General features: G+C 63.4%; 20 protein-coding genes. 12 read left to right on the top strand and 8 right to left on the bottom strand.

What is annotated here, in order from left to right:
* Positions 1 to 6 precede the first annotated feature (6 nt).
* From VFO25_05270 to VFO25_05260, 3 genes are read left to right on the top strand one after another with little or no spacing between them, the layout of a single operon-like run.
* Positions 7 to 714: a GntR family transcriptional regulator gene (locus VFO25_05270; GenBank protein ID HET9342301.1), complete on the top strand. Its 708-nt coding sequence runs from the start codon at positions 7 to 9 to the stop codon at positions 712 to 714.
* Complete coding sequence (locus VFO25_05265) at positions 711 to 2,090, top strand: M20/M25/M40 family metallo-hydrolase (GenBank protein ID HET9342300.1); 1,380 nt, start codon at positions 711 to 713, stop codon at positions 2,088 to 2,090. The genes VFO25_05270 and VFO25_05265 overlap by 4 nt, the downstream gene beginning before the upstream one ends.
* Positions 2,090 to 2,863, top strand: a complete 774-nt coding sequence (locus VFO25_05260; GenBank protein ID HET9342299.1) for a hypothetical protein — start codon at positions 2,090 to 2,092, stop codon at positions 2,861 to 2,863. The genes VFO25_05265 and VFO25_05260 overlap by 1 nt, the downstream gene beginning before the upstream one ends.
* 25 nt (positions 2,864 to 2,888) lie before the next feature.
* Here the strand turns inward: VFO25_05260 and VFO25_05255 are convergent, their stop codons facing one another.
* The 5 genes from VFO25_05255 to VFO25_05235 all read right to left on the bottom strand — a co-directional run bounded on the left by VFO25_05255 (position 2,889) and on the right by VFO25_05235 (position 8,223).
* Positions 2,889 to 3,440, bottom strand: coding sequence for a hypothetical protein (locus tag VFO25_05255; protein ID HET9342298.1), 552 nt, complete (start codon positions 3,438 to 3,440; stop codon positions 2,889 to 2,891).
* A complete protein-coding gene (locus VFO25_05250; protein HET9342297.1) occupies positions 3,437 to 4,513 on the bottom strand; it encodes a DUF2891 family protein in 1,077 nt (358 codons plus the stop codon). The genes VFO25_05255 and VFO25_05250 overlap by 4 nt, the downstream gene beginning before the upstream one ends.
* Positions 4,514 to 4,609: 96 nt before the next feature.
* The gene (locus VFO25_05245) at positions 4,610 to 5,692 is read right to left on the bottom strand and encodes a hypothetical protein (GenBank protein HET9342296.1); all 1,083 of its coding nucleotides are present in this window, start codon (positions 5,690 to 5,692) and stop codon (positions 4,610 to 4,612) included.
* Positions 5,693 to 5,885: 193 nt separating this feature from the next.
* On the bottom strand, positions 5,886 to 6,971 hold the full coding sequence (locus VFO25_05240; protein ID HET9342295.1) for a hypothetical protein: 1,086 nt from the start codon (positions 6,969 to 6,971) through the stop codon (positions 5,886 to 5,888).
* Between the two features lie 190 nt (positions 6,972 to 7,161).
* Positions 7,162 to 8,223, bottom strand: coding sequence for a hypothetical protein (locus tag VFO25_05235; GenBank protein HET9342294.1), 1,062 nt, complete (start codon positions 8,221 to 8,223; stop codon positions 7,162 to 7,164).
* Between the two features lie 360 nt (positions 8,224 to 8,583).
* On the opposite strand from VFO25_05235, the gene VFO25_05230 reads away from it, so the two are divergent.
* On the top strand, positions 8,584 to 9,129 hold the full coding sequence (locus VFO25_05230; GenBank protein HET9342293.1) for a GNAT family N-acetyltransferase: 546 nt from the start codon (positions 8,584 to 8,586) through the stop codon (positions 9,127 to 9,129).
* Between the two features lie 39 nt (positions 9,130 to 9,168).
* On the opposite strand, the gene VFO25_05225 is transcribed toward VFO25_05230, so the two are convergent.
* Positions 9,169 to 10,641 carry a hypothetical protein gene (locus VFO25_05225; protein HET9342292.1) on the bottom strand — a complete coding sequence of 491 codons (1,473 nt, stop codon included), beginning with the start codon at positions 10,639 to 10,641 and terminating at the stop codon, positions 9,169 to 9,171.
* A gap of 240 nt (positions 10,642 to 10,881) precedes the next feature.
* Here VFO25_05225 and VFO25_05220 point away from each other — a divergent pair, with 240 nt between their 5' ends.
* Positions 10,882 to 11,955, top strand: a complete 1,074-nt coding sequence (locus VFO25_05220; GenBank protein ID HET9342291.1) for an acyltransferase — start codon at positions 10,882 to 10,884, stop codon at positions 11,953 to 11,955.
* Positions 11,956 to 12,049: 94 nt separating this feature from the next.
* Entirely contained in the window at positions 12,050 to 12,475 is a 426-nt protein-coding gene (locus VFO25_05215) for a hypothetical protein (protein ID HET9342290.1), read from the top strand.
* 1 nt (position 12,476) lies between these two features.
* Here the strand turns inward: VFO25_05215 and VFO25_05210 are convergent, their stop codons facing one another.
* Positions 12,477 to 12,860: a VOC family protein gene (locus VFO25_05210; protein ID HET9342289.1), complete on the bottom strand. Its 384-nt coding sequence runs from the start codon at positions 12,858 to 12,860 to the stop codon at positions 12,477 to 12,479.
* Between the two features lie 156 nt (positions 12,861 to 13,016).
* Between VFO25_05210 and VFO25_05205 the strand changes: the two genes are divergently transcribed.
* Both VFO25_05205 and VFO25_05200 read left to right on the top strand, forming a co-directional pair.
* Positions 13,017 to 13,655 (top strand): HD domain-containing protein, encoded by a 639-nt coding sequence (locus VFO25_05205; GenBank protein HET9342288.1) that lies wholly within the window; start codon positions 13,017 to 13,019, stop codon positions 13,653 to 13,655.
* Positions 13,656 to 13,702: 47 nt separating this feature from the next.
* The gene (locus VFO25_05200; protein HET9342287.1) at positions 13,703 to 14,428 is read left to right on the top strand and encodes a TonB family protein; all 726 of its coding nucleotides are present in this window, start codon (positions 13,703 to 13,705) and stop codon (positions 14,426 to 14,428) included.
* Positions 14,429 to 14,516: 88 nt separating this feature from the next.
* On the opposite strand, the gene VFO25_05195 is transcribed toward VFO25_05200, so the two are convergent.
* Positions 14,517 to 15,518: a hypothetical protein gene (locus VFO25_05195; protein ID HET9342286.1), complete on the bottom strand. Its 1,002-nt coding sequence runs from the start codon at positions 15,516 to 15,518 to the stop codon at positions 14,517 to 14,519.
* A 114-nt stretch (positions 15,519 to 15,632) separates the two neighbouring features.
* On the opposite strand from VFO25_05195, the gene VFO25_05190 reads away from it, so the two are divergent.
* The 4 genes from VFO25_05190 to VFO25_05175 are packed head-to-tail and all read left to right on the top strand — an operon-like array spanning position 15,633 to position 17,894.
* The gene (locus tag VFO25_05190; GenBank protein HET9342285.1) at positions 15,633 to 16,148 is read left to right on the top strand and encodes a hypothetical protein; all 516 of its coding nucleotides are present in this window, start codon (positions 15,633 to 15,635) and stop codon (positions 16,146 to 16,148) included.
* Between the two features lie 35 nt (positions 16,149 to 16,183).
* Entirely contained in the window at positions 16,184 to 17,086 is a 903-nt protein-coding gene (locus tag VFO25_05185) for a pirin family protein (protein HET9342284.1), read from the top strand.
* A complete protein-coding gene (locus VFO25_05180; GenBank protein ID HET9342283.1) occupies positions 17,086 to 17,427 on the top strand; it encodes a hypothetical protein in 342 nt (113 codons plus the stop codon). Before VFO25_05185 ends, VFO25_05180 begins: the two co-directional genes overlap by 1 nt.
* Positions 17,391 to 17,894 carry a DUF4239 domain-containing protein gene (locus tag VFO25_05175; GenBank protein HET9342282.1) on the top strand — a complete coding sequence of 168 codons (504 nt, stop codon included), beginning with the start codon at positions 17,391 to 17,393 and terminating at the stop codon, positions 17,892 to 17,894. The genes VFO25_05180 and VFO25_05175 overlap by 37 nt, the downstream gene beginning before the upstream one ends.
* The last annotated feature ends 42 nt before the right edge of the window (positions 17,895 to 17,936 follow it).

The raw sequence follows: 17,936 nt of genomic DNA, 5'->3' as shown, positions 1-17,936 counted from the left end.
AAACGTATGGACGCCTTCAAAGCGCTATCCGGCGCACGCTTCGACGCGCAACGTAGCACGCCCGGGCTCATCGCCGACGCGATCCGCAGCGGCATCCTCGACGGCACGATCGTCGCCGGGCAGCAGCTCGTCCAGGACGACCTCGCGCGCGCGTTCGGCACGAGCCGCATCCCGGTCCGTGAGGCACTACGCCAGCTTGAGTCCGACGGCATCGTCGCCTATCATCCGCATCGCGGTGCGAGCGTCGCACTGCTCACCGCGCGCGACGTGAAAGAGATCTACGAGATGCGCGCGCCGCTCGAGAAGCTCGCGCTGCGGCTCGCCGTGCCGAACCTCGAACGCACGCATCTCACCGACGCGGCCCGAGCGATCGACGACTCGGCGGCATCGTCGAACGCGATCTCGTTCGGCCGGCTCAATTGGCGCTTTCACCAGGCGCTCTACGAAGCCGCGAATAGGCCGCGGCTCCTTCGGACGATAAGAAATCTCTACATCCATGCGAGCAGATGGCCGCCCTTCGCCAAAGAGCAGCGCAAGATGTTCGCGGCGATCGTCGCCGAGCATCGAGCGATTCTGCGCTCATGCGAGCGGCACGACGCGAGCGCAGCGGTGAAGGCCCTCGAACGGCATCTCGCCGAGTCGGAACAGCTCCTCATCAAGGTCATCGGGACGAGCCGCGAAGGCAAGAGCGCGAAGAACGGCCGCTCTCGGTGAGCGTCGGCGACGCGATCGACGCGCACGTCGACCGCCATATCGAGGAGCGGATCACCGAGCTCAGCGGCCTGTGTGCGATTCCGAGCGTCTCGAGCCAAGGGGGCGATCTCGGATCGTGCGCGCGCACCGTCGCGGCGATGTTCGAGCGTCGCGGGTTCGATGTCCGCATCTTCGAAACGAGTTCGCAGCCCGTCGTCTATGCCGAAAAAGGAGAGGGCCCTCGCAGCATCCTCTTCTACAACCACTACGACGTGCAGCCGGCCGAGCCGCTCGAGCTCTGGACGAGTCCGCCGTTCGAACCGGTGCACAGGAACGGCGCGCTCTTCGCACGCGGTGCGATGGACGACAAGGGGGAGCTCGTCTCACGTCTTGCGGCCCTCGATGCGTTCGCAGCGATTCATCCGTCCAAAGGGCTTCGCATCAAAGCGCTCGTCGAGGGAGCCGAAGAAATCGGCAGCCCAGGACTCGAGCCGTTCGTCCGCGAGCACGCGGCGATGCTCAATGCCGACGCATGCATTTGGGAAGCGGGCGGGATCGATACGGCGGGCAGACCGCGGATCGACCTCGGCTTGCGCGGCATGCTCTACGTCGAGCTGAATTGCCGGACGATGAAACGCGACGCTCATTCCGGCGACGCACACGCGCTTCCGAATGCCGCATGGCGTTTGCTTCGAGCGGTCGCGTCGCTCAAAGATGAGAAGGAGCACGTGCTCGTCTCGGACTTCTACGATTCTGTCCGGCCCCTATCGGCGAGGGCGCAGGCGCTCGTCGAGCGCATCCCCCCGCCCGATCCATCGTGGGCGGAGGGTCTCGGCGTCCGTGAGTTCGTCGGCGGTCGTAAGCCGCACGACCTCGCCGGCGCCGTCTTTTCGCCGACCTGCAACATCGCCGGGTTCACGGCTGGCCACGGCGGCCCGGGCTCGAAAACGGTCATCCCGTCGCAGGCGACCTGCAAGATCGACTTCAGGCTCGTTCCCGACCAGGAGCCCGACGTCGTCGCGCGTCAACTCCGCGCGCACCTCGACGCCCGCGGATTCGACGATGTCGAGCTCACCGTCATCGGCCGGATCCTCCCCGCCATGACCGACGCGGATTCGCCGATAGTAGAGATAGCGATCGATGCCGCGCGCGAAGCTTGGAGAAAGGAGCCGGTCGTCGTGCCGATGGTTGGCGGATCGGGCCCGATGTCGTATTTCACCGGCATCTTGAAACTGCCGGTCGTCAGCGTCGGATGCAGCTATCCGGGCTCGCGCAAGCACGCGCCAGACGAACACGTCCGGATCGATGATTTCGCGAAAGGCGCGAAACACGTCGCGCGCATCCTCTCCGCGTTCTCAGCCGCGCGGCCGGCCACCCCCGGTACGAAGACTAGTTGATGCACGACCGTCCACGCAAACCGCGCGCACGCATCTTCGGACTCGTGTCGATCGTCTTCTTCAGCATCATCGGCGTCACGGCCGCGGGATGGTTCGGGTATTCCGGGCTCACTTGGATGCACTACGGGTCGCCGCAAGCGGGCGTCCAGCCGAACGTCGCCCTCGATCATTTCATGCCGGTCTACGAGGTCGACGAGCAGCAAGACCTCGCCGTCGGCGCGCCGTGGACGAACACGTTCGCGGCCGAATGCCTTATGGATCTTCAGAACTCAGCGGTCATCCACGCGGTCATCGAGGATCGCGCGCGCATACTCGGCGCGACGCCCGATCCGCAAGCGAGCGGCGAGCCGAGCGCGTTCGTCGCGCAGGCGATATCGTACGGGTGGGGCGTGCTAGCCGAGGACCCAGGTCACGAGATCATCCTCGGCGCGGTCTCGCAGCCGTGGGAGCAGAACGTCGCGTTCCAGTCGCTGCCGCCGGACGAGTTCGCGAGCTACCAGTCGGCGGGCTATGCGAAGATCGTCTGGACGCTCGATGCCGAACCGACCGGACCTTCGACGTCGATCGCGCGAACCGTGACGCGCGTGGAAACGACCGACCCGGACTCGCGCGACAAGTTCCGCAGCTATTGGGCGAAGATCTCGCCCGGCATGGCGCTCATCCGTTCGCAAGCGCTCGCTCTCGTGCGGGCCGATGCAGAACAGAGCTACCAGGCGAACGGAGAGGCCGCTCCAACGACGTGCGAGGCCATCGAATCGGCAGCCGGCCACTGACCCTTCGCGGCCTTCAGACACGGCGTTACGTATTGATCGATGTGATACCGGATCGGTCGCACGTTCCGACGCTCGCCGGATAGTCATCGCCGGTCGTCTTGCGCCAACACTGCTGGAGCATCGAGCAATAGCAAATCTCGATACGCGTGCGCCGTTGAGCCGCGCCCGCCAGGGCCGCGAACTGCTTCGAATCGACACGCAGAAGCTGCACGGAATCGCCGGGGCGGATCACCGAGCCTGGGCCGAGGTTCGTGAACGTCACGGTCGAGCCGCGCTTCGGCACAAAACCGAGCTCGCGCAGCGACGTCGAAAGTGACGACTGCGGCTTGCCGTCGACATAGAGCGCGGCAGTCTGGATGATAGCAGGACCCAAGCCGACGTTTTGGATGTCGACTTCGACGTACGTGTTGCTCGACGACTCCCTGACCGTGACGTACGGCCAGACCGTCACGCTTAGCTGGCTGGCGATCACATGACCTTGATAGACGGCCGCGCCCGCAGCGAGACAGCTGACGAACAGCGCGCACAGCGCGATCAACAAGTCGACACGCAACGCCCTCGACGTTTCCTTGCTCATGGCGTTGGACGTTCACGGTGCCGCCGCGACGCTCCCTTCGCGCCCGCCGCATCGAGGCTCGTCGCCGTATCCCAGGCGAACGTCGGGAGCCAGTGCGTCGAAAGGTATTCAGCGCCGCTCGCCTCTGCGACGCTCGCGTCGTAGAGCGTGCGCGCACGGTCGAGCAATTCGAGCGCAGGCGCGGTCTCAACGACCGCCGCGATCCGCGCGAGGGCGCCCGCGCGCGACAGATTGAGGCCGTGCAGGTGGACGATTTGGCCGTCGCTCACGCGTGGCACCTCAGCGACCGCGAATAACGCGTCGCGAGAAACCCCGTCGCATACGAAGCCGCGCCACCAATCGGTGAACGCGCCGGGCGTCAGAATGCGTCGCATGAGATCGGCTTCGGTCAGCCCCGGCGACAAGAAGTCGTTCGCGCTACGCTCCCAAGCGGCAGGGTAGTCGCGGTCCCCGCCGTACCACGTCATCGCCTTGGTACCGATCACGGTCGCGAGGTCGTCGAACCCGAGCTTGTGCGACGCATCGAGCATCAGACCGAGGGCGTACGCTGAGTTGCTGTGAACGCCGTGCCGCACCGGCCCGGGCATCGCGTGCAGCCACGCGACCGCTCGATCCGCGATCGCTCGCGCGAGACGGTGCAGCGCAGCGCTCGGATCTGAGGCGCCGAATTCGCTTGCGTCTGCGGCCAGCCGCATGGCCCACGCCCATCCGTACGGTCGCTCGTACGTGGGCCGCGCTTCGAGGTAGCTTGCTTCCGCTTCGAGGTTCTTAGCAGCGAGCGTGCGAGCACACGCGGACCGCAGAGCATCGACGATGTTTCCCGGGATGCTCGTCGTAGCAACGCCACCCGCCGCGAAAAATGCAAGCAGCTGCAGGGCCGTCCAATGTGAATGGACGCTCGAGTGCCAATCGTACGAGTTCCCGAAGGCTGGATGCACGGCCAGCGGTTCGAACGGACCGTCGTTCTGACGGAAGAGGTGCGAATCGTGATAAGGATGGCGCGTCGTGATGTTCGCAAGCACGACCGGAGCAATTCGTGGCGCAAGCTCGCCACGCAGCGACTTCGAGTCCACGCGCCGCAGTTCGAGAAAAGAGCGGTCGCTCCGTCAAAAAAAAGCGGGGGCCTGTGCCGGCTCCCGCTTCTCGTGCCAGTCTGGGTTTCTTGTGGATCAGCTGCCTGAGTCGACGGCGACGCCGACGAACACGCCGCCGCTGTTGCCGGTGACCGAGCCACAACCGCCCGGGCTCGAACCGTTCTGCTTATACTGGTAGCAAGTCAATTGATTGTTTATCGCATCGGCGCCATAGACTTGCGCGAGACCGCTGGGGCCGTCCCCCGGGTTTCCGAGTTCGTCGATGCCGTCGGTATCGCCGCCGCTCGTCGTGCCGAACGTCGTCGGTGTGAGGCTCGGCATTTCAAACGTGTCCGCGGTATTGCTCGTTTGATCGCTTGCGAGGATGTCGCCCGACTGTGTGTCGACAAGACCACCCGGGGCTCCCATCGCCTGGCCGAGCTCAGTCCCGCCCGTGCACGCGCCGCTTGGGCATGCGAACGTCCAGAACGTGCTCGCGAAGTTGATGCTGTCGAAGCCGTCGCTGAATAGCGTTCCGTTGTCCGTCGCGTCTACGAAGAAGCTCTCGAGCATGTTCGGGAGCACGAAGTTGCCGACGAACGTTCCGTTGCGGTGCCATGTCGAGATCGAACCGAGGCCGGTGTTCTGGTTGAAGATGTTGCTGCCGATAACGGTCCCGTCGTTCGCGATCGCGACATCGACGACATACGGTCCGCTCGGATCGGTGAATTTCCTGAACGGCGAGGTCGCGCCGCGGCGAAACTCGTCGATTTCCCCGGTCCCATTCGGGCTGCCGAGCGTGTTTGCGACGTACAGGTTGCCCCGATGGACGGTCATGCCTTGCGGCTCGACGAAGCCGGAAAGCTGGCCGCACAGCGTCAGCGTGCCGTCGTAGACGTTGACGAGGCCGAGGTTCCCATCCGACACGTAGATGAGCGTGCCGCTCGGCGGGCACGAATTGTGCGACAATCTCGGATCCGATCTGACCGGGTGGGCGAGCCGCGCTTGGAACGCTAGGGCCAGCAAGCTGGTCGAGTGACCGAACGCGGAGCGCGTCGTGTGTGGCTGTCCGGCTGACCCGGCGGCCGGCGCTACCGCGGACGTCGAGTTGGCAGAACAACCCGCGAATGCGATCGCTGCCGAGGCGGCGGCGATAGTCATGAGACTGTTGAGACGCATTGTTTTCCTCCTCAAGTGATTCGCCCAAGGACGCTGTGACGCATGGCTTTTGCTCGATGGCAAGCCGCCCGACCTCCACGTGAATTAGCGGCGAGGACCAATGGCATGGGCCCCCGCATGCTAGATCCGTCAAAGAAGCGGGCGCCGATGCCGGCGCCCGCTTCGCGTGCGAGTATTCGCGTTAGGTCGTAGATCAGCTGCCCGCGTCGACGGCGACGCCGAGAGCCTGACCGCCGGCGTTGCCCGCGACTGAGCCGCAGCCGCTAGGGCTGGAACCGTTTTGTTTGTACATGAAGCAGACCAGTTCATTGAAAGCCGCATCCGCGCCGTATACCGGCACTGGGCCCGTGGGGGCCGGGCGATCCCCGGGCGCTCCCAGTTCGTCGAGGGTGACGACGTCGCCGCCGCTATCGGTGGTGAAGGTCGCCGGTGAGAGGCTCGGCATTTCAAACGTGTCTGCCGTGTTGCCGGTCTGATCGCTTGCGAGGACGTCGGCGGACTGGGTGTCGACGATACCGCCAGGGAACGACATCGCTTGGCCCAGCTCGGTCCCGCTCGTGCACGCGCCCCCTGGGCACGTGAACGTCCAGAACGTGCTCGTGAAGGTAACGCTATCGAAGCCGTCGCCGAACAGCGTTCCGTTGTCCATCGAGCCGACGAAATAGCTCAACAGCATATTCGGCAGCACGGTGTTGCTGACGAACGTTCCGCTGCGCGTGAAACCAGAGATCGATCCGATGCCGGTCGTCGGGCTGAAGATGTTGCTGCCGATGACCGCGTTGCTCGTGACCGCGACGTCGACCACGTACTGGCCGCTCGGATCGGTGAACTTCCTAAACGGTGCGGTCGCACCGCGATGGAACTCATCGATCTCCCCAGTCCCGTTGGGATTGCCGAGCGTGTTCGCGACGTAGAGATTGCCGTGAACCACGGTCATACCTTGCGGCTCGACGAAGCCGGAAAGCTGGCCGCACATCGTCAGCGTGCCGTCGTAGATATTGACCACGCCGTTTATTGCATCCGACAAGTAGATGAGCGTGCCGCTCGAGGGGCACGAATTGTGCGACAATCTCGCATCCGACCTGACCGGGTGAGCGACCCTGGCCGCGAGTGCCGGGGGCAAGACGCTGGTCGTGTGACCAAACGTGGAGTGCGTCGTGCGCGCTTGTCCGGCTGGCCCGGCACTCGGCGCGACCGAGGACGTCGAGTTAGCAGAACAGCCCGCGAACGCGATCACCGCCGACGCAGCAGCGATGGTCATGAGACTGCTGATACGCATTGGCTTCCTCCTCAAGGTGATTCACCGTGTGTGGCCATCGGCGGCGGAGGCAGGAGAAGCTCAACGGCGCCCCGCCCGAAGACACGGCGACAAATCCCTTTTTGCGCGACCCCAAGCCGCCTAAACCTGCTCCGCCAACAAAAAAGCGGGCGCCCCCAAGGGCGCCCGCCGCGTTGTGGAATTGTCGAGGTTACGAACCAGGGTCGACCGCGACGCCGACCACTTGGCCGCCCGAGTTGCCCGCGCCGGTCCCGCAGGTGCCGGTGCTATGGCCGCTCTGCCTGTACAGGAAGCAGTTGACCTCGTTGTTGGCCGCATCCGCGCCGAAGACGTGCGAGATCGGGTTGCCGATCACCACGTCGTTGTCGATGCCGTCTGTGTCGCCGCCGGAGTTCCAGCTGAACGTGACGGGCGTCAAGCTCGGCATTTCGAACGTATCGGCGGTGTTGCCGATCTGGTCGCTCGCGAGGATGTCGCCGGACTTCGTGTCGACCAAGCCGCCCGGGAACGACATCGCCTCACCGACCTCGGTCAGGCCGCTGCACGCGCCAGCGGGGCACGACCCCGTCCAGAACGCGCTGAATCCGCTGGTGTCGAAGCCATCGGTGAAGATGGTGGTCCCGTTGACGCCGTCGAGGCTCGTGACGAAGAAGTCCTCCGATACGTTCGGCGGCGTGAACGTGCCGACGTACGTGCCGTTCGGGTGGAACGTCGAGAGGGACCCGATGCCGGTATTCGGATTGAAGATGTTGCTCACGACCACCGTGCGGTCCTTAAGGACGGTCACGCCGGTCGGGAACTCGCCAGTCGGATCCGTGTAGGTTTTGAAAGGTGCCGACGCGCCGCGATGGTAGCGCAGGGTGTTCCCAGCGTCCGTGTTCGCGACAAGCAGGTCGCCGGCGTGGACGGTCATTCCCTGCGGATTGGTGAGGCCCGTGAGCTGGCCGCACAGCTGCAAGGTATTGTTGCTGAAGCTGTAGATGTTGACAACGCTTAGACTGAAGTCGGCGGCGTAGACGAGCTCTCCTGAAGACGGGCAGGAATTGAACGACTGCCGCGCATCCGAGGTATGAACTCGCGGTATCCGTTGAATCGTCGGGGGCAGCGCGCTGGTCGAGCGAGCGACCATCGAGTGCTGCGCGCCGATAGAGCCGGGGAGCTGCGAGATCGACGAAGATCCGTTGCCCGAACAACCGGCTAGGACGATGACTGCCGATGCGGCGGCTATCGTCGCGAGAGATGGGATTCGCATTGTGTTGATTCTCCTCAAGGTGCACCTGAATAAACCATCGCTAGACATGACAACACCGACAACGCCTCAGCGACGGTCACGATGATTATTTGCTCGCACGAAAACCGCGTGACCTCCGCAGTTTCCGCAGGGAGGACGTATGGCCTAGTCCGGTACCGAGTGCCCGTCTGGCCGCTTGCGCGCAAAAAGACGACGTTGAGGACGAACTGCACCAACAAAGATCTGTAGCGGTCGAGCTTTAGCTCGACCGCCGCGGCCTTGAATCACGGACCTGTAGCGGTCGAGCTTTAGCTCGACCGCCGCGGCCATCTTCTAGACGAGATGGTAGGCCGAGCGAAACCAGGTATGTAACGACGTACTGTGCCCACTGCACCTACGATCGAGTCGGCTAGGCTTACGCTGCGCGGTTGGCGCGACGACGATCTTGAACCGTGGGTAGCTATGGGCGCCGATGAACGCGTGATGGAATTCTTCCCCGGCACGTACGATCGTCCGAAGGCGATTTCGATCGCCGCGTTCATCAGGGCAGCGCTCGACGCGAACGGCTACGGCTGGTGGGTGCTCGAACCTAAGGAGGGCCCGTCGTTCGGCGGCGTCATTGCCTTGCAGGCGGTGCCCTTCGAAGCGCCGTTCACGCCTGCGACCGAGGTTGGTTGGCGCCTTCCCTACGATCTTTGGGGCAAGGGATACGCCACCGAAGGTGCGCGCGCAGCGCTCAAATTCGCGTTCGACAAACTAGGCGTCAACGAAGTCGTGGCGATGACGTCAGCGCTCAACCTCCGCTCGCAGCGTGTCATGGAACGGCTCGGCATGACGAGAGATCCCGCCGACGACTTCGACCATCCGAAGATACCCGCCGGCAATCGCTTGCAGCGCCACGTTTTGTATCGCGTCAAGCAACCGTGAGGCCGCGGCGGTCGAGATATCTCGACCGCTCCCTTTTTTCTAAGGCGTCGCGCCGTCGCCGAGGTCGGAATTGCCCTCGAGAAACCTCACGTGAGAGACTTCATCCGCATGCGGACCGGTATAACGCAAGATATACAATCCGTTGCGCACGTCTATGAGATAGATCAGACCGTCCCTGATGATCGGATAGCTCCAAAACGCGATGTGGCTCGCCCCGCGTCCGAGCGCTGGATCTTCGGTCGCGACGTGGTCGAGCGGCGTCGGCGAATACGAACCGGCCTGCACTGGATGCGAGGGATCGCTGATGTCGGTCACTTGGAGCCCGCCGGAGTGCCACGTCGCGATCGCGAGATCGTGGAGCACGGTCGGATTGTGCGACGACCAGCTCGTGTACGCTTCTGTGTTTGCATCGTCACCTGCACTGCCGCAAAACGATTGCGCGTCCTGCGGTAGCTTGTACTCACCGACGATCTTCGGGTCCGCCTCGTCAGTCACATTGATGAGGTGCTCCCAACCCCACGGGCATCCGCCCGACGACGATGTAAACGTGCCGTAGACCTCGTCGGTCGTCAACACGAGCGCGCGCCCTGGTACCTTCACCGCCGAGTGCCCGTTCGGACAATCCTTTTTGCAGTTCAAAGGAACGGCGGTCGGCGATGACGGCGTCTGATCCCACGTCGCCCTGTCGACCGGTTTCGTCACGAGGTCCGAGTTGAGCGAGATGACGGGATCTCCGGCCTTGGCACGCGCCACCGACGACGTATCGAGGATGAGGAATTGCCCCGCTTCCATAGATAGGTAGGCGCGATTGCCGTCAGGCGAAATGCTCACGGAATGCACGAAAAGGTTGCAGTCGTACGGTCCGCAGATGCCCTTGCTTTCGGAGATGAACGGGTAGTCCGGGCGATTCGTGCCGGGGAAGAGACGATTCCAATTCCCCTCGGCGACCTCGCTCGCGGTGCCGCCGGAGCTCACCTGACTGATGTCCGCGACGATGAGGTTTGGCAGGGCGGTATCGGTCTCGATCGTCGGCGTCGAGAGGAAGAGCAGGCCGCGATCCGCGTCGTTAGGGTCGATCCAGAGGAACATCTCGTGCGGCTTCACGGCACGACCGTCGTGGGACGTCGGCACGTACTTCGAGATGAAACGTGGATGGACGGGATCGGCGAGATCGAAAAACGAGACGTCGAATGGGAAGTCTTTGTCGGTCCCCTTCGGGCACGCGTGGATGACCGAGCTGCACCGAAAGCTCATGACGATGAGCAGTTTTTTCGCGGGCCAGACGCGCAGCTCGCGCGTCGTGATGCCGACGAGGCCGGCGTGAGGCGGCCCGATTTCCCCGACGACCGACGGCTTCGACGGGTCCTTCACGTCGACGACGAGTATCCCGGGATGTGGATGCGGACACGTCGTGCCTGACGGAAGGCCGGTCGCACCGACGCAAACAGACGATCCGTCGGTCCGGTCGCCGACGTACACGTAGTGGTCGTAGAGCGCGAGCGCGGCGTTCATCCCGCGATTGAAGAGCGGATTATGCCCGACAAGCTCGACATTTGATGCCGCAGCGGCCGCTTGGCTCCGAACGGCGAGCGTTAGGACGATAACAATAGGTAGAGTGCAGCGTTTTAGCATGATGCCCGACGCTTATGCGGCGAGGGCGCGTTCAACCTTCACCCCATCGTGAACGACAATGCGTCAATCCCCGGTCCCAGTTCCGCATCGCCAAGCGTCGCGCCGCAGCACCTTGCGTACATGGACGGCCTGCGGGGCATCGCGATCCTCCTCGTCGTCGCTTGCCACGGCGCCAAATACACGATGGATTTTCATCAAGGGTGGTCCTATCACGCGCTCGAGGAGGGCGCGCACGGCGTCGACCTCTTCTTCGTCATTTCCGGGTTTTGCCTCGCCTACCCGATCTTGCGGCGGCGCTTCGAGTCCGGTGCGCTTTCGTTCGACGTCGTCCGCTTTTATTGCCGGCGCGTCGTCCGGATCGTGCCTGCATATTGGGTGGCGTTCCTAGCGCTGCTCGCCGTTTCGCTCTTCGTGGTCGCGCACGGCGGAGAAGTTCCGTGGCCGACGGTCAAGTTGCCGCCGACATTCGGCAACGGCGTCTTGCAGTTGTTCTTCCTGAACAGCTCAACGAATCTATGCGGTGCCTTCTGGACGCTCGCCGTCGAAATGCGGTGGTACATCGTCTTCCCGATTCTCATGTGGCTCTACATGCGCTGGCCGGTGACGATCTACGCGCTCATGATCGCGGCTCCGTCGGTGTACTGGTTCACGCCCTTCCAGCGGCTCGACTTCGCAACGCTGCCGGGCTTTCTGCTCGGCATCATCGCGGCCGATCTTGCGATCCGTGGAAACAAAGTGAACCGCTTCGCGCCCGCGTTGTTCGTCATCGCCGTTGCCGCCTCGCTGTGGCTCGAACCGAAGGGTCATCTCGCGTACGCCGTGCAGAACCAGATATGGTGGCAGGTCGCTGCCTTCTTCCTCGTCCTTGCCGGCGTCGCCAATGGCGTCTTTCAACGCGTTCTCTCGTATCGGGCGCTCGCGATGATCGGGATCATGGCGTACAGCATCTACCTCTATCACGATCCAATCGAGGCGTGGTTCGCATTCGCCGGCGGCCAGACTTTGATCCCCGCGATGGTAGCAGGCGTGCTCGTCGGCGCGCTCGGCTGGTTGCTCGTCGAACGGTACATCACGGAACGGCGCGTGCGCGATCGCCTCGTCGCCGCGATCGAGCGGCCTGTCCGCCGCATTCTCGACTTCAAGAAACCTAACGTGAGCGATCAGCAAACGTCCAAAGTGTACAGTGAAACCTAGCGATCCAGACTCACGTCAAATGGGGAGCGGTCGAGATTCATCTCGACCGCCGCGGGCTATCCAGTTGGGACTCGGTCTAGCTCTTCTTCTCTCTTTGGGTCTCGCGCTCGCCCTTCCGATCGCCTCTCGCGCCGGCTCGACCGCGGCAGCGCTCCCGAAGACGGCGCAAGAACTCGCGCAACGCCTATCCGATGCCATCAATGCACATGACGGAAAGACAGTCGACTCGCTCGTGTACTGGGGTACCGCCGACACATCGTCGCGCTGGCTCACCGAGACGATGCTCAAGGCATTCGAAGTCGAGACGATCGTCGGCACGAAGGTCACAAAACTCGCCCCCGATCCCGATCCGCACTACGCAGACCCGAACGGCCACACGTACGGGGCGAGCATCAAGCCGCTCAACAAGCTCATCCTTTACTATAAACACGGACCCGGCGTCTTGGAAGACGACGGGTCGCTGGAGATCGGTGAAAAGAACGGCGCGTGGTACATCGTGGCGCTTGCGCGCCTGAAGTGACCTAGCGGCCGGGCTTCAACTGGTGGAGGATGAGGCCGCTCCCTTCGGTATCGAGCGCGAACGCCAAGAAGCAGCCGGGCGTCTCGTAGATCTTCGCTTCATCTTCGAACACGATACCGCGCTCCTGGCACTCGGCGACTGCAGCTTTGATGTCCTCGACGCCGAAATGCACGCCGCCTGATTTCTCCCACGGCGCATTCGGCGGTTTTACGAGGCCGAAGGTCTCGCCGGTCGGAAACGTCCACTCGACGCCGACGGGCAAGAACTCGAGGGTCGGCTCGAATCCCAAGAGATCGGTGTAAAATTTCTTCGCTCGATCGACGTCCTTGACGAGATACATCGTCGTGTCGATGCCTTTGATGCCGACTTTGCTGGCTGTGGCCATCTTTGACTCCTCGATTTTGGTTACGGGGCAAGGGCGCTACGGTCCGCCGTCTACGAACTCCTCCGCGTCAACCCTTAATGGCGAATTCCGTCCAGATAACGACCCGTCCATAAGATGACCGCCTTGGGTGGGACGCCAATCCACGCTATTATATAGATGATGGATGAAACCGGCACCCGACTCACCGACCGCTTTCTCGATGCGGTACGTTATGCCGCGCTCGTCCATGCAGACCAGCGGCGCAAGGGCACGAAGATTCCCTACCTCGGCCACTTGCTCGCGGTTGCGGGCCTCGTCATCGACGCGGGCGGCACGGAAGATGAGGCGATCGCCGCGCTGCTCCACGACGCTGCCGAGGATCAAGGCGGCCATCGGCGGCTCGAAGAGATTCGGACACATTTCGGATCTCGAGTCGCCGACATCGTCGAGTCGTGTTCCGACTCGCTCGAAGAAGACCCGAAAGTCAAGGCGCCGTGGCGCGAACGCAAGCAGCATTACATCGAGCAGCTCGCCGCCGACGACGACGTTTCCGTCTACCTCATCAGCGCCGCCGATAAGCTCCACAACGCGCGGTCGATGCTCGATGACTACCGCGTCGTCGGTGACCGCCTTTGGTCGCGCTTCAGTCGCGACGGCGGACGCGACCGGATCGTATGGAACTACCGCCAGCTCATCGGGGTGTATAGCGGTGGGCCGGACGATCCCCGGCGGACGTCCATCGTGCGCAGGCTCACGGAAGTGGTCGATGCGCTCGACACGGAGTCGGAACGCGGCGAAGAATCCGCGCACGAGTAGCACTCGATGTGAACCGTCGGGCACGCTAGCGCGACATAGCGTGCACGATGGACACGCAAACCGATTCGCCGCCGCCGCTCTTCACGAAACGCGAGAAATATGCGCTCGCGGTGCTGACGCTCTCGTTTATCGTCGCCTCGGCGCTCGTCCACGTCGTCATCGGCAGCGTCGGCAGCAGCATATTTCCTCGCTTCCAACCAGCGGCGGCCGCACCGCTGCAATATGCGCAGCTCGAACACCTGATAAAGGCGACCCCGACCCCGACTCCAGCGCCTACCCCGCGCATCGTCGTGACGGCGGTGCCGCACGAACAACAAACCCGCTCGCCGGAGACACGTCCCCCCGTACACCCGCCACACCAAAGTTCGGGCGACAACAAACCGAAACACGGCGGGATCACAGATATCGCGACACCGACCGGGGCGCCAGTCGTCTCGCCGCCGACCTCACTACCATCCGCTGCTCCCGCCGCAAGCCCGACACCCGGAGCACCTGAGCAGATCGTCGACAGCGAATTCATCCGCAAAATGACGCCGGACTATCCGGAGATCGCCAAGGATGAGAACGTCGAAGGGACCGTAACGGTTCGCGTGACGATCGGCCTTGATGGTCAGGTCGAGGCTGCAGTCGTGGTCCAGTCCTCAGGCAGCTCGCAGCTCGACGACGCAGCTCTCAAGGCCGCGCGCGGTAGTGTCTACCGCTCCCCGCTGCTCGACGGCAACCCCACGACGCGCGACTACCTCATCATCTACACGTTTGCTTTGGACGCATGAGAGCAAGGACCGCCGCCGCCTTACTAAAGATGAATGTAGCGGTCGAGCTTTAGCTCGACCGCCGCGGCCTTGCGCGAATGACGTCAAACTAGCGTTCCGACCAGTCCGTTTCCGTGAACGTCGCGACTGCCGTTCGCGTTGGTCCACGAAATAAGGCCGACGGGATGTCTTGCGTGAACCAGACCTGCCCTGACCGATCGACCCCGATCCCGCCGCACGCACCGAACGGCGCCAGCCGAGTCGTGATCTCGCCTGACGTTGTGATTCGACCGATGGTGCCGATCTCGCAGAACCAGAGGTCGTCGTTCATGCCGGCGACTATCGCGTGCGGATTGTCTCGGATACTCGGACTCGCGAACTCCGTCACGGCGCCGGCGGGTGAGATCCGTCCGATCCTATTCGCGGTCAGTTCGGTGAACCACACATCGCCGTCCGGGCCTATGCCGATCCCCTGCGGCCGGCTATTCGGGGTCTTGACCTTGAATATGGAGAGCCTACCCGCGGGTGTCATCCGCCCGATCGCGTCCGCCCACGTGAGCGTGAACCACGCATCACCGAGCTTGTCGATCGCGATGCTCCACGGACCGGCGTGAGGCACCAAAGCGATCCGCGCAAGCTTGAATTCCGTGAGTTCGCCGGCGCTTGTGATATGCCTGATCTCATCGTTCGACGTCTCCGCCACCCAAGCGGAACCATCCGGCGCGCCAGCGATCGATGCGGCCGAGCCTGCCGTTCGACGCTCGAACTCGACGCGGCCGGATGCATAGCGCGCGACTTCGTAGCGGCGCGTTCGCGGATCGCCTGCCGACAACCAGACGGTTCCATCCGTGCCACGCGAAATGCCGGTGATGTCGTGCCAGTTCCCGCTCACCGGCAGCGCTTTCACGGAGCCGTCGGACGCCACATCGATCAGTGTGTCGTTGTGGGTCTGCAGGTCGTCTGCGACGACGAGCACGTGACCGGCCTCCGCCGGTACGAGCGCCTTCACTTGGGCGTGCGGCGCAAGATCGATGATCGCGTAGATGCCGGAGTGATGCGGCAGCGCGCTGCAGCCGGCTAGACCGACGGCGATGACGGCGACCAGCCGCATCGTCCAAGGACAGCCCGCGTATCGGGCGTAACAACCGTTTTCGGCCCTGCACAACATGTATGGGCGGAGTCGTTTGATGGACGCGGCACAAATGCTTTTCCTAGAAGCAATCCGATGAATTGGCTGCTCAATCCGCCCCCGGTCGTCGATGTGCCGACGAACGCGCTCGTCGCGATTGCCAGCGTCGCCGTCGTCATCTGGACGGGCGGCTTCATCGTGCGCGGCTGGGCGCAGTCGACGTCGGCCGCACTGCTCGCCGGGATGTCATACCTGCAATACGCGTTCTTCGGCTCGATGCTCGCGCTGCTCTCGAACGCCTTGACGCTGCGCTTCATCTCCGTGTTTTTCGTGCTCTGCTACGCGTCGTTCTTCGCGCGCCACACGCGAAGGCTCGCGCAGCGCGAACCGAACATCGAGCTCTTCCTTCCCTACGTCGATGCGCTTCGCGTTTCGGGTAAGTCGTTCTGGACCGTCATGCAAGCGGTCGAGTTCATCCCGCTCGTGCTCGTCTTCGTGTGGCCCGATCCGCGCGTCCTCGCTTGGTCGTGCGCGATCATGACGTTCCTCGGCTATCAGATCATCTTGGCGTTCGTCTACCGCGACCTCTACAATCCGTCCGCCAAGGACTAAAAGAACTTCAAATCGCCTTCGCGAAAGCCGGGCCCATGTCAGTTCGACCGATCAAGCGCCTCATCAAATCGAAGCCGACGCTCGAAGGCGCGGGCGTCCATCTCCGGCGAGCGTTCGGGTTCGGCAATACGTCCGACTTCGACCCGTTCTTGCTGCTCGACGACTTCCGCAACGACGTCCCCGCCGACTACTTGCCGGGTTTCCCGTGGCACCCGCATCGCGGCATCGAGACCATCACTTACGTGCTCGCCGGCTCCGTCGAACATGGCGACAGCATCGGGCACAGCGGCACGATCGCATCGGGTGACGTCCAGTGGATGACCGCGGGTCGCGGCATCATCCATCAAGAGATGCCCAAGGGCGACACGACCGGACGCATGCACGGTTTTCAGTTGTGGGCGAACCTGCCGTCCAAGCTCAAGATGATGAAGCCGCGCTATCAAGAGGTCATCTCCGGCGACATACCCGAGGTGACCGACGACGACGGCACGCACGTGCGCATCGTCTGCGGCGAGTTCTGGGGCAAGCGCGGTCCTGTCGACGAGGTCGCGATCGATCCGATCTATCTCGACGTCACGGTACCGGCCGGCCGCAAACGCTCGATCCCAGTCGAGACGACGCGGCACGCCTTCGCGTATGTCTTCGCGGGCGACGGCAAATTCGCGAACGCGTCCGATCCGCTCGACGTGCCGACCGAACCGGTCGCCTGGGCGGACACCGCGCCGCCTGCAAACGCGGAGAACAAATCGCTCGTCCTCTTCGACGATGGTGACGAGGTCGTCGTCCAAGCGGGCGAGGACGGCGTCCGCTTTCTCCTCGTATCTGGCAAGCCGCTCGGCGAGCCGGTCGCGTGGTACGGACCCATCGTGATGAACACCCAGGAGCAGCTGCGCGAGGCGTTCACGGAACTGCAAGAAGGCACGTTCCTCAAAGCCTGATGGGGCTCTACGCTATCCCGCCGTACCTTTTGCTTTTCCTCGCGATCGTACTCGCTGCGGCCCTCGCCTGTGGAGGGCAGATACTCGTCCACCGGCGCTTCAAGTCGGCTGAATTCGTCAGGCGCAACGAAGTCGCCGGTTTCATCATCGCCGTCGTCGGCACGCTCTACGCGGTCGTCCTCGGCTTCATGACCGTCGTCACCTGGGAACACTATCAGACGGCGCAAGAACGACTTGCGTCGGAGACGGCGAGCGTCCTCGATGCCTGGCACGACGCGGTCGAGCTCCCGCAGCGCGCCGCGTCATGCGCGCGGACATGCTCGACTACTCTCACGTCATGATCGACGACGAGTGGCCGAAGATGCGCGACGGCGGGTTCAGCCTGCAGGGCGACACGATCATCATGGATGCGACGACCGCCGTCGGTCAGCTGCGCCCTCGCGATGCGACCGAGTCCAACGCGCAGGCGGCCGAGATCGCGTTGCTCAACACGCTACACGACGCGCGCCAGCAGCGCTTGAGCGGCAGCGATGCGGCGCTCACCGAGCTGCAATGGATCGTGCTGTTCATCGGCGCGATCGTCGTCGTCGGCTTCTGCTACCTCTTCCAAGTCGAGAGCGCGGGCGCGCATCTCGTCATGACGGGCGCGGTCGCGGTCATCATCGCGACGATGATGGTGCTCATCTTCGAGCTCGAGAGTCCGTTTCGAAGCCCGATCGGCATCTCGTCGTCAGCCTGGAACGCGGTCATCTCGCACATCGAGTTTATGGATAGCCGGCCGGGCTCGATGATGAATCTGAAAAACTGAAACGACTTTCGCCGCGACCGCTTCAGCACGGTTTAAGGTGCG

The sequence above is a fragment of the Candidatus Eremiobacteraceae bacterium genome (genome assembly GCA_035710745.1).
Classification (GTDB): Bacteria; Vulcanimicrobiota; Vulcanimicrobiia; order Eremiobacterales; family Eremiobacteraceae; genus JANWLL01.
The sequence above is the reverse complement of the archived record's forward strand: the minus strand, read 5'-3'. Positions and strand labels throughout refer to the sequence as shown.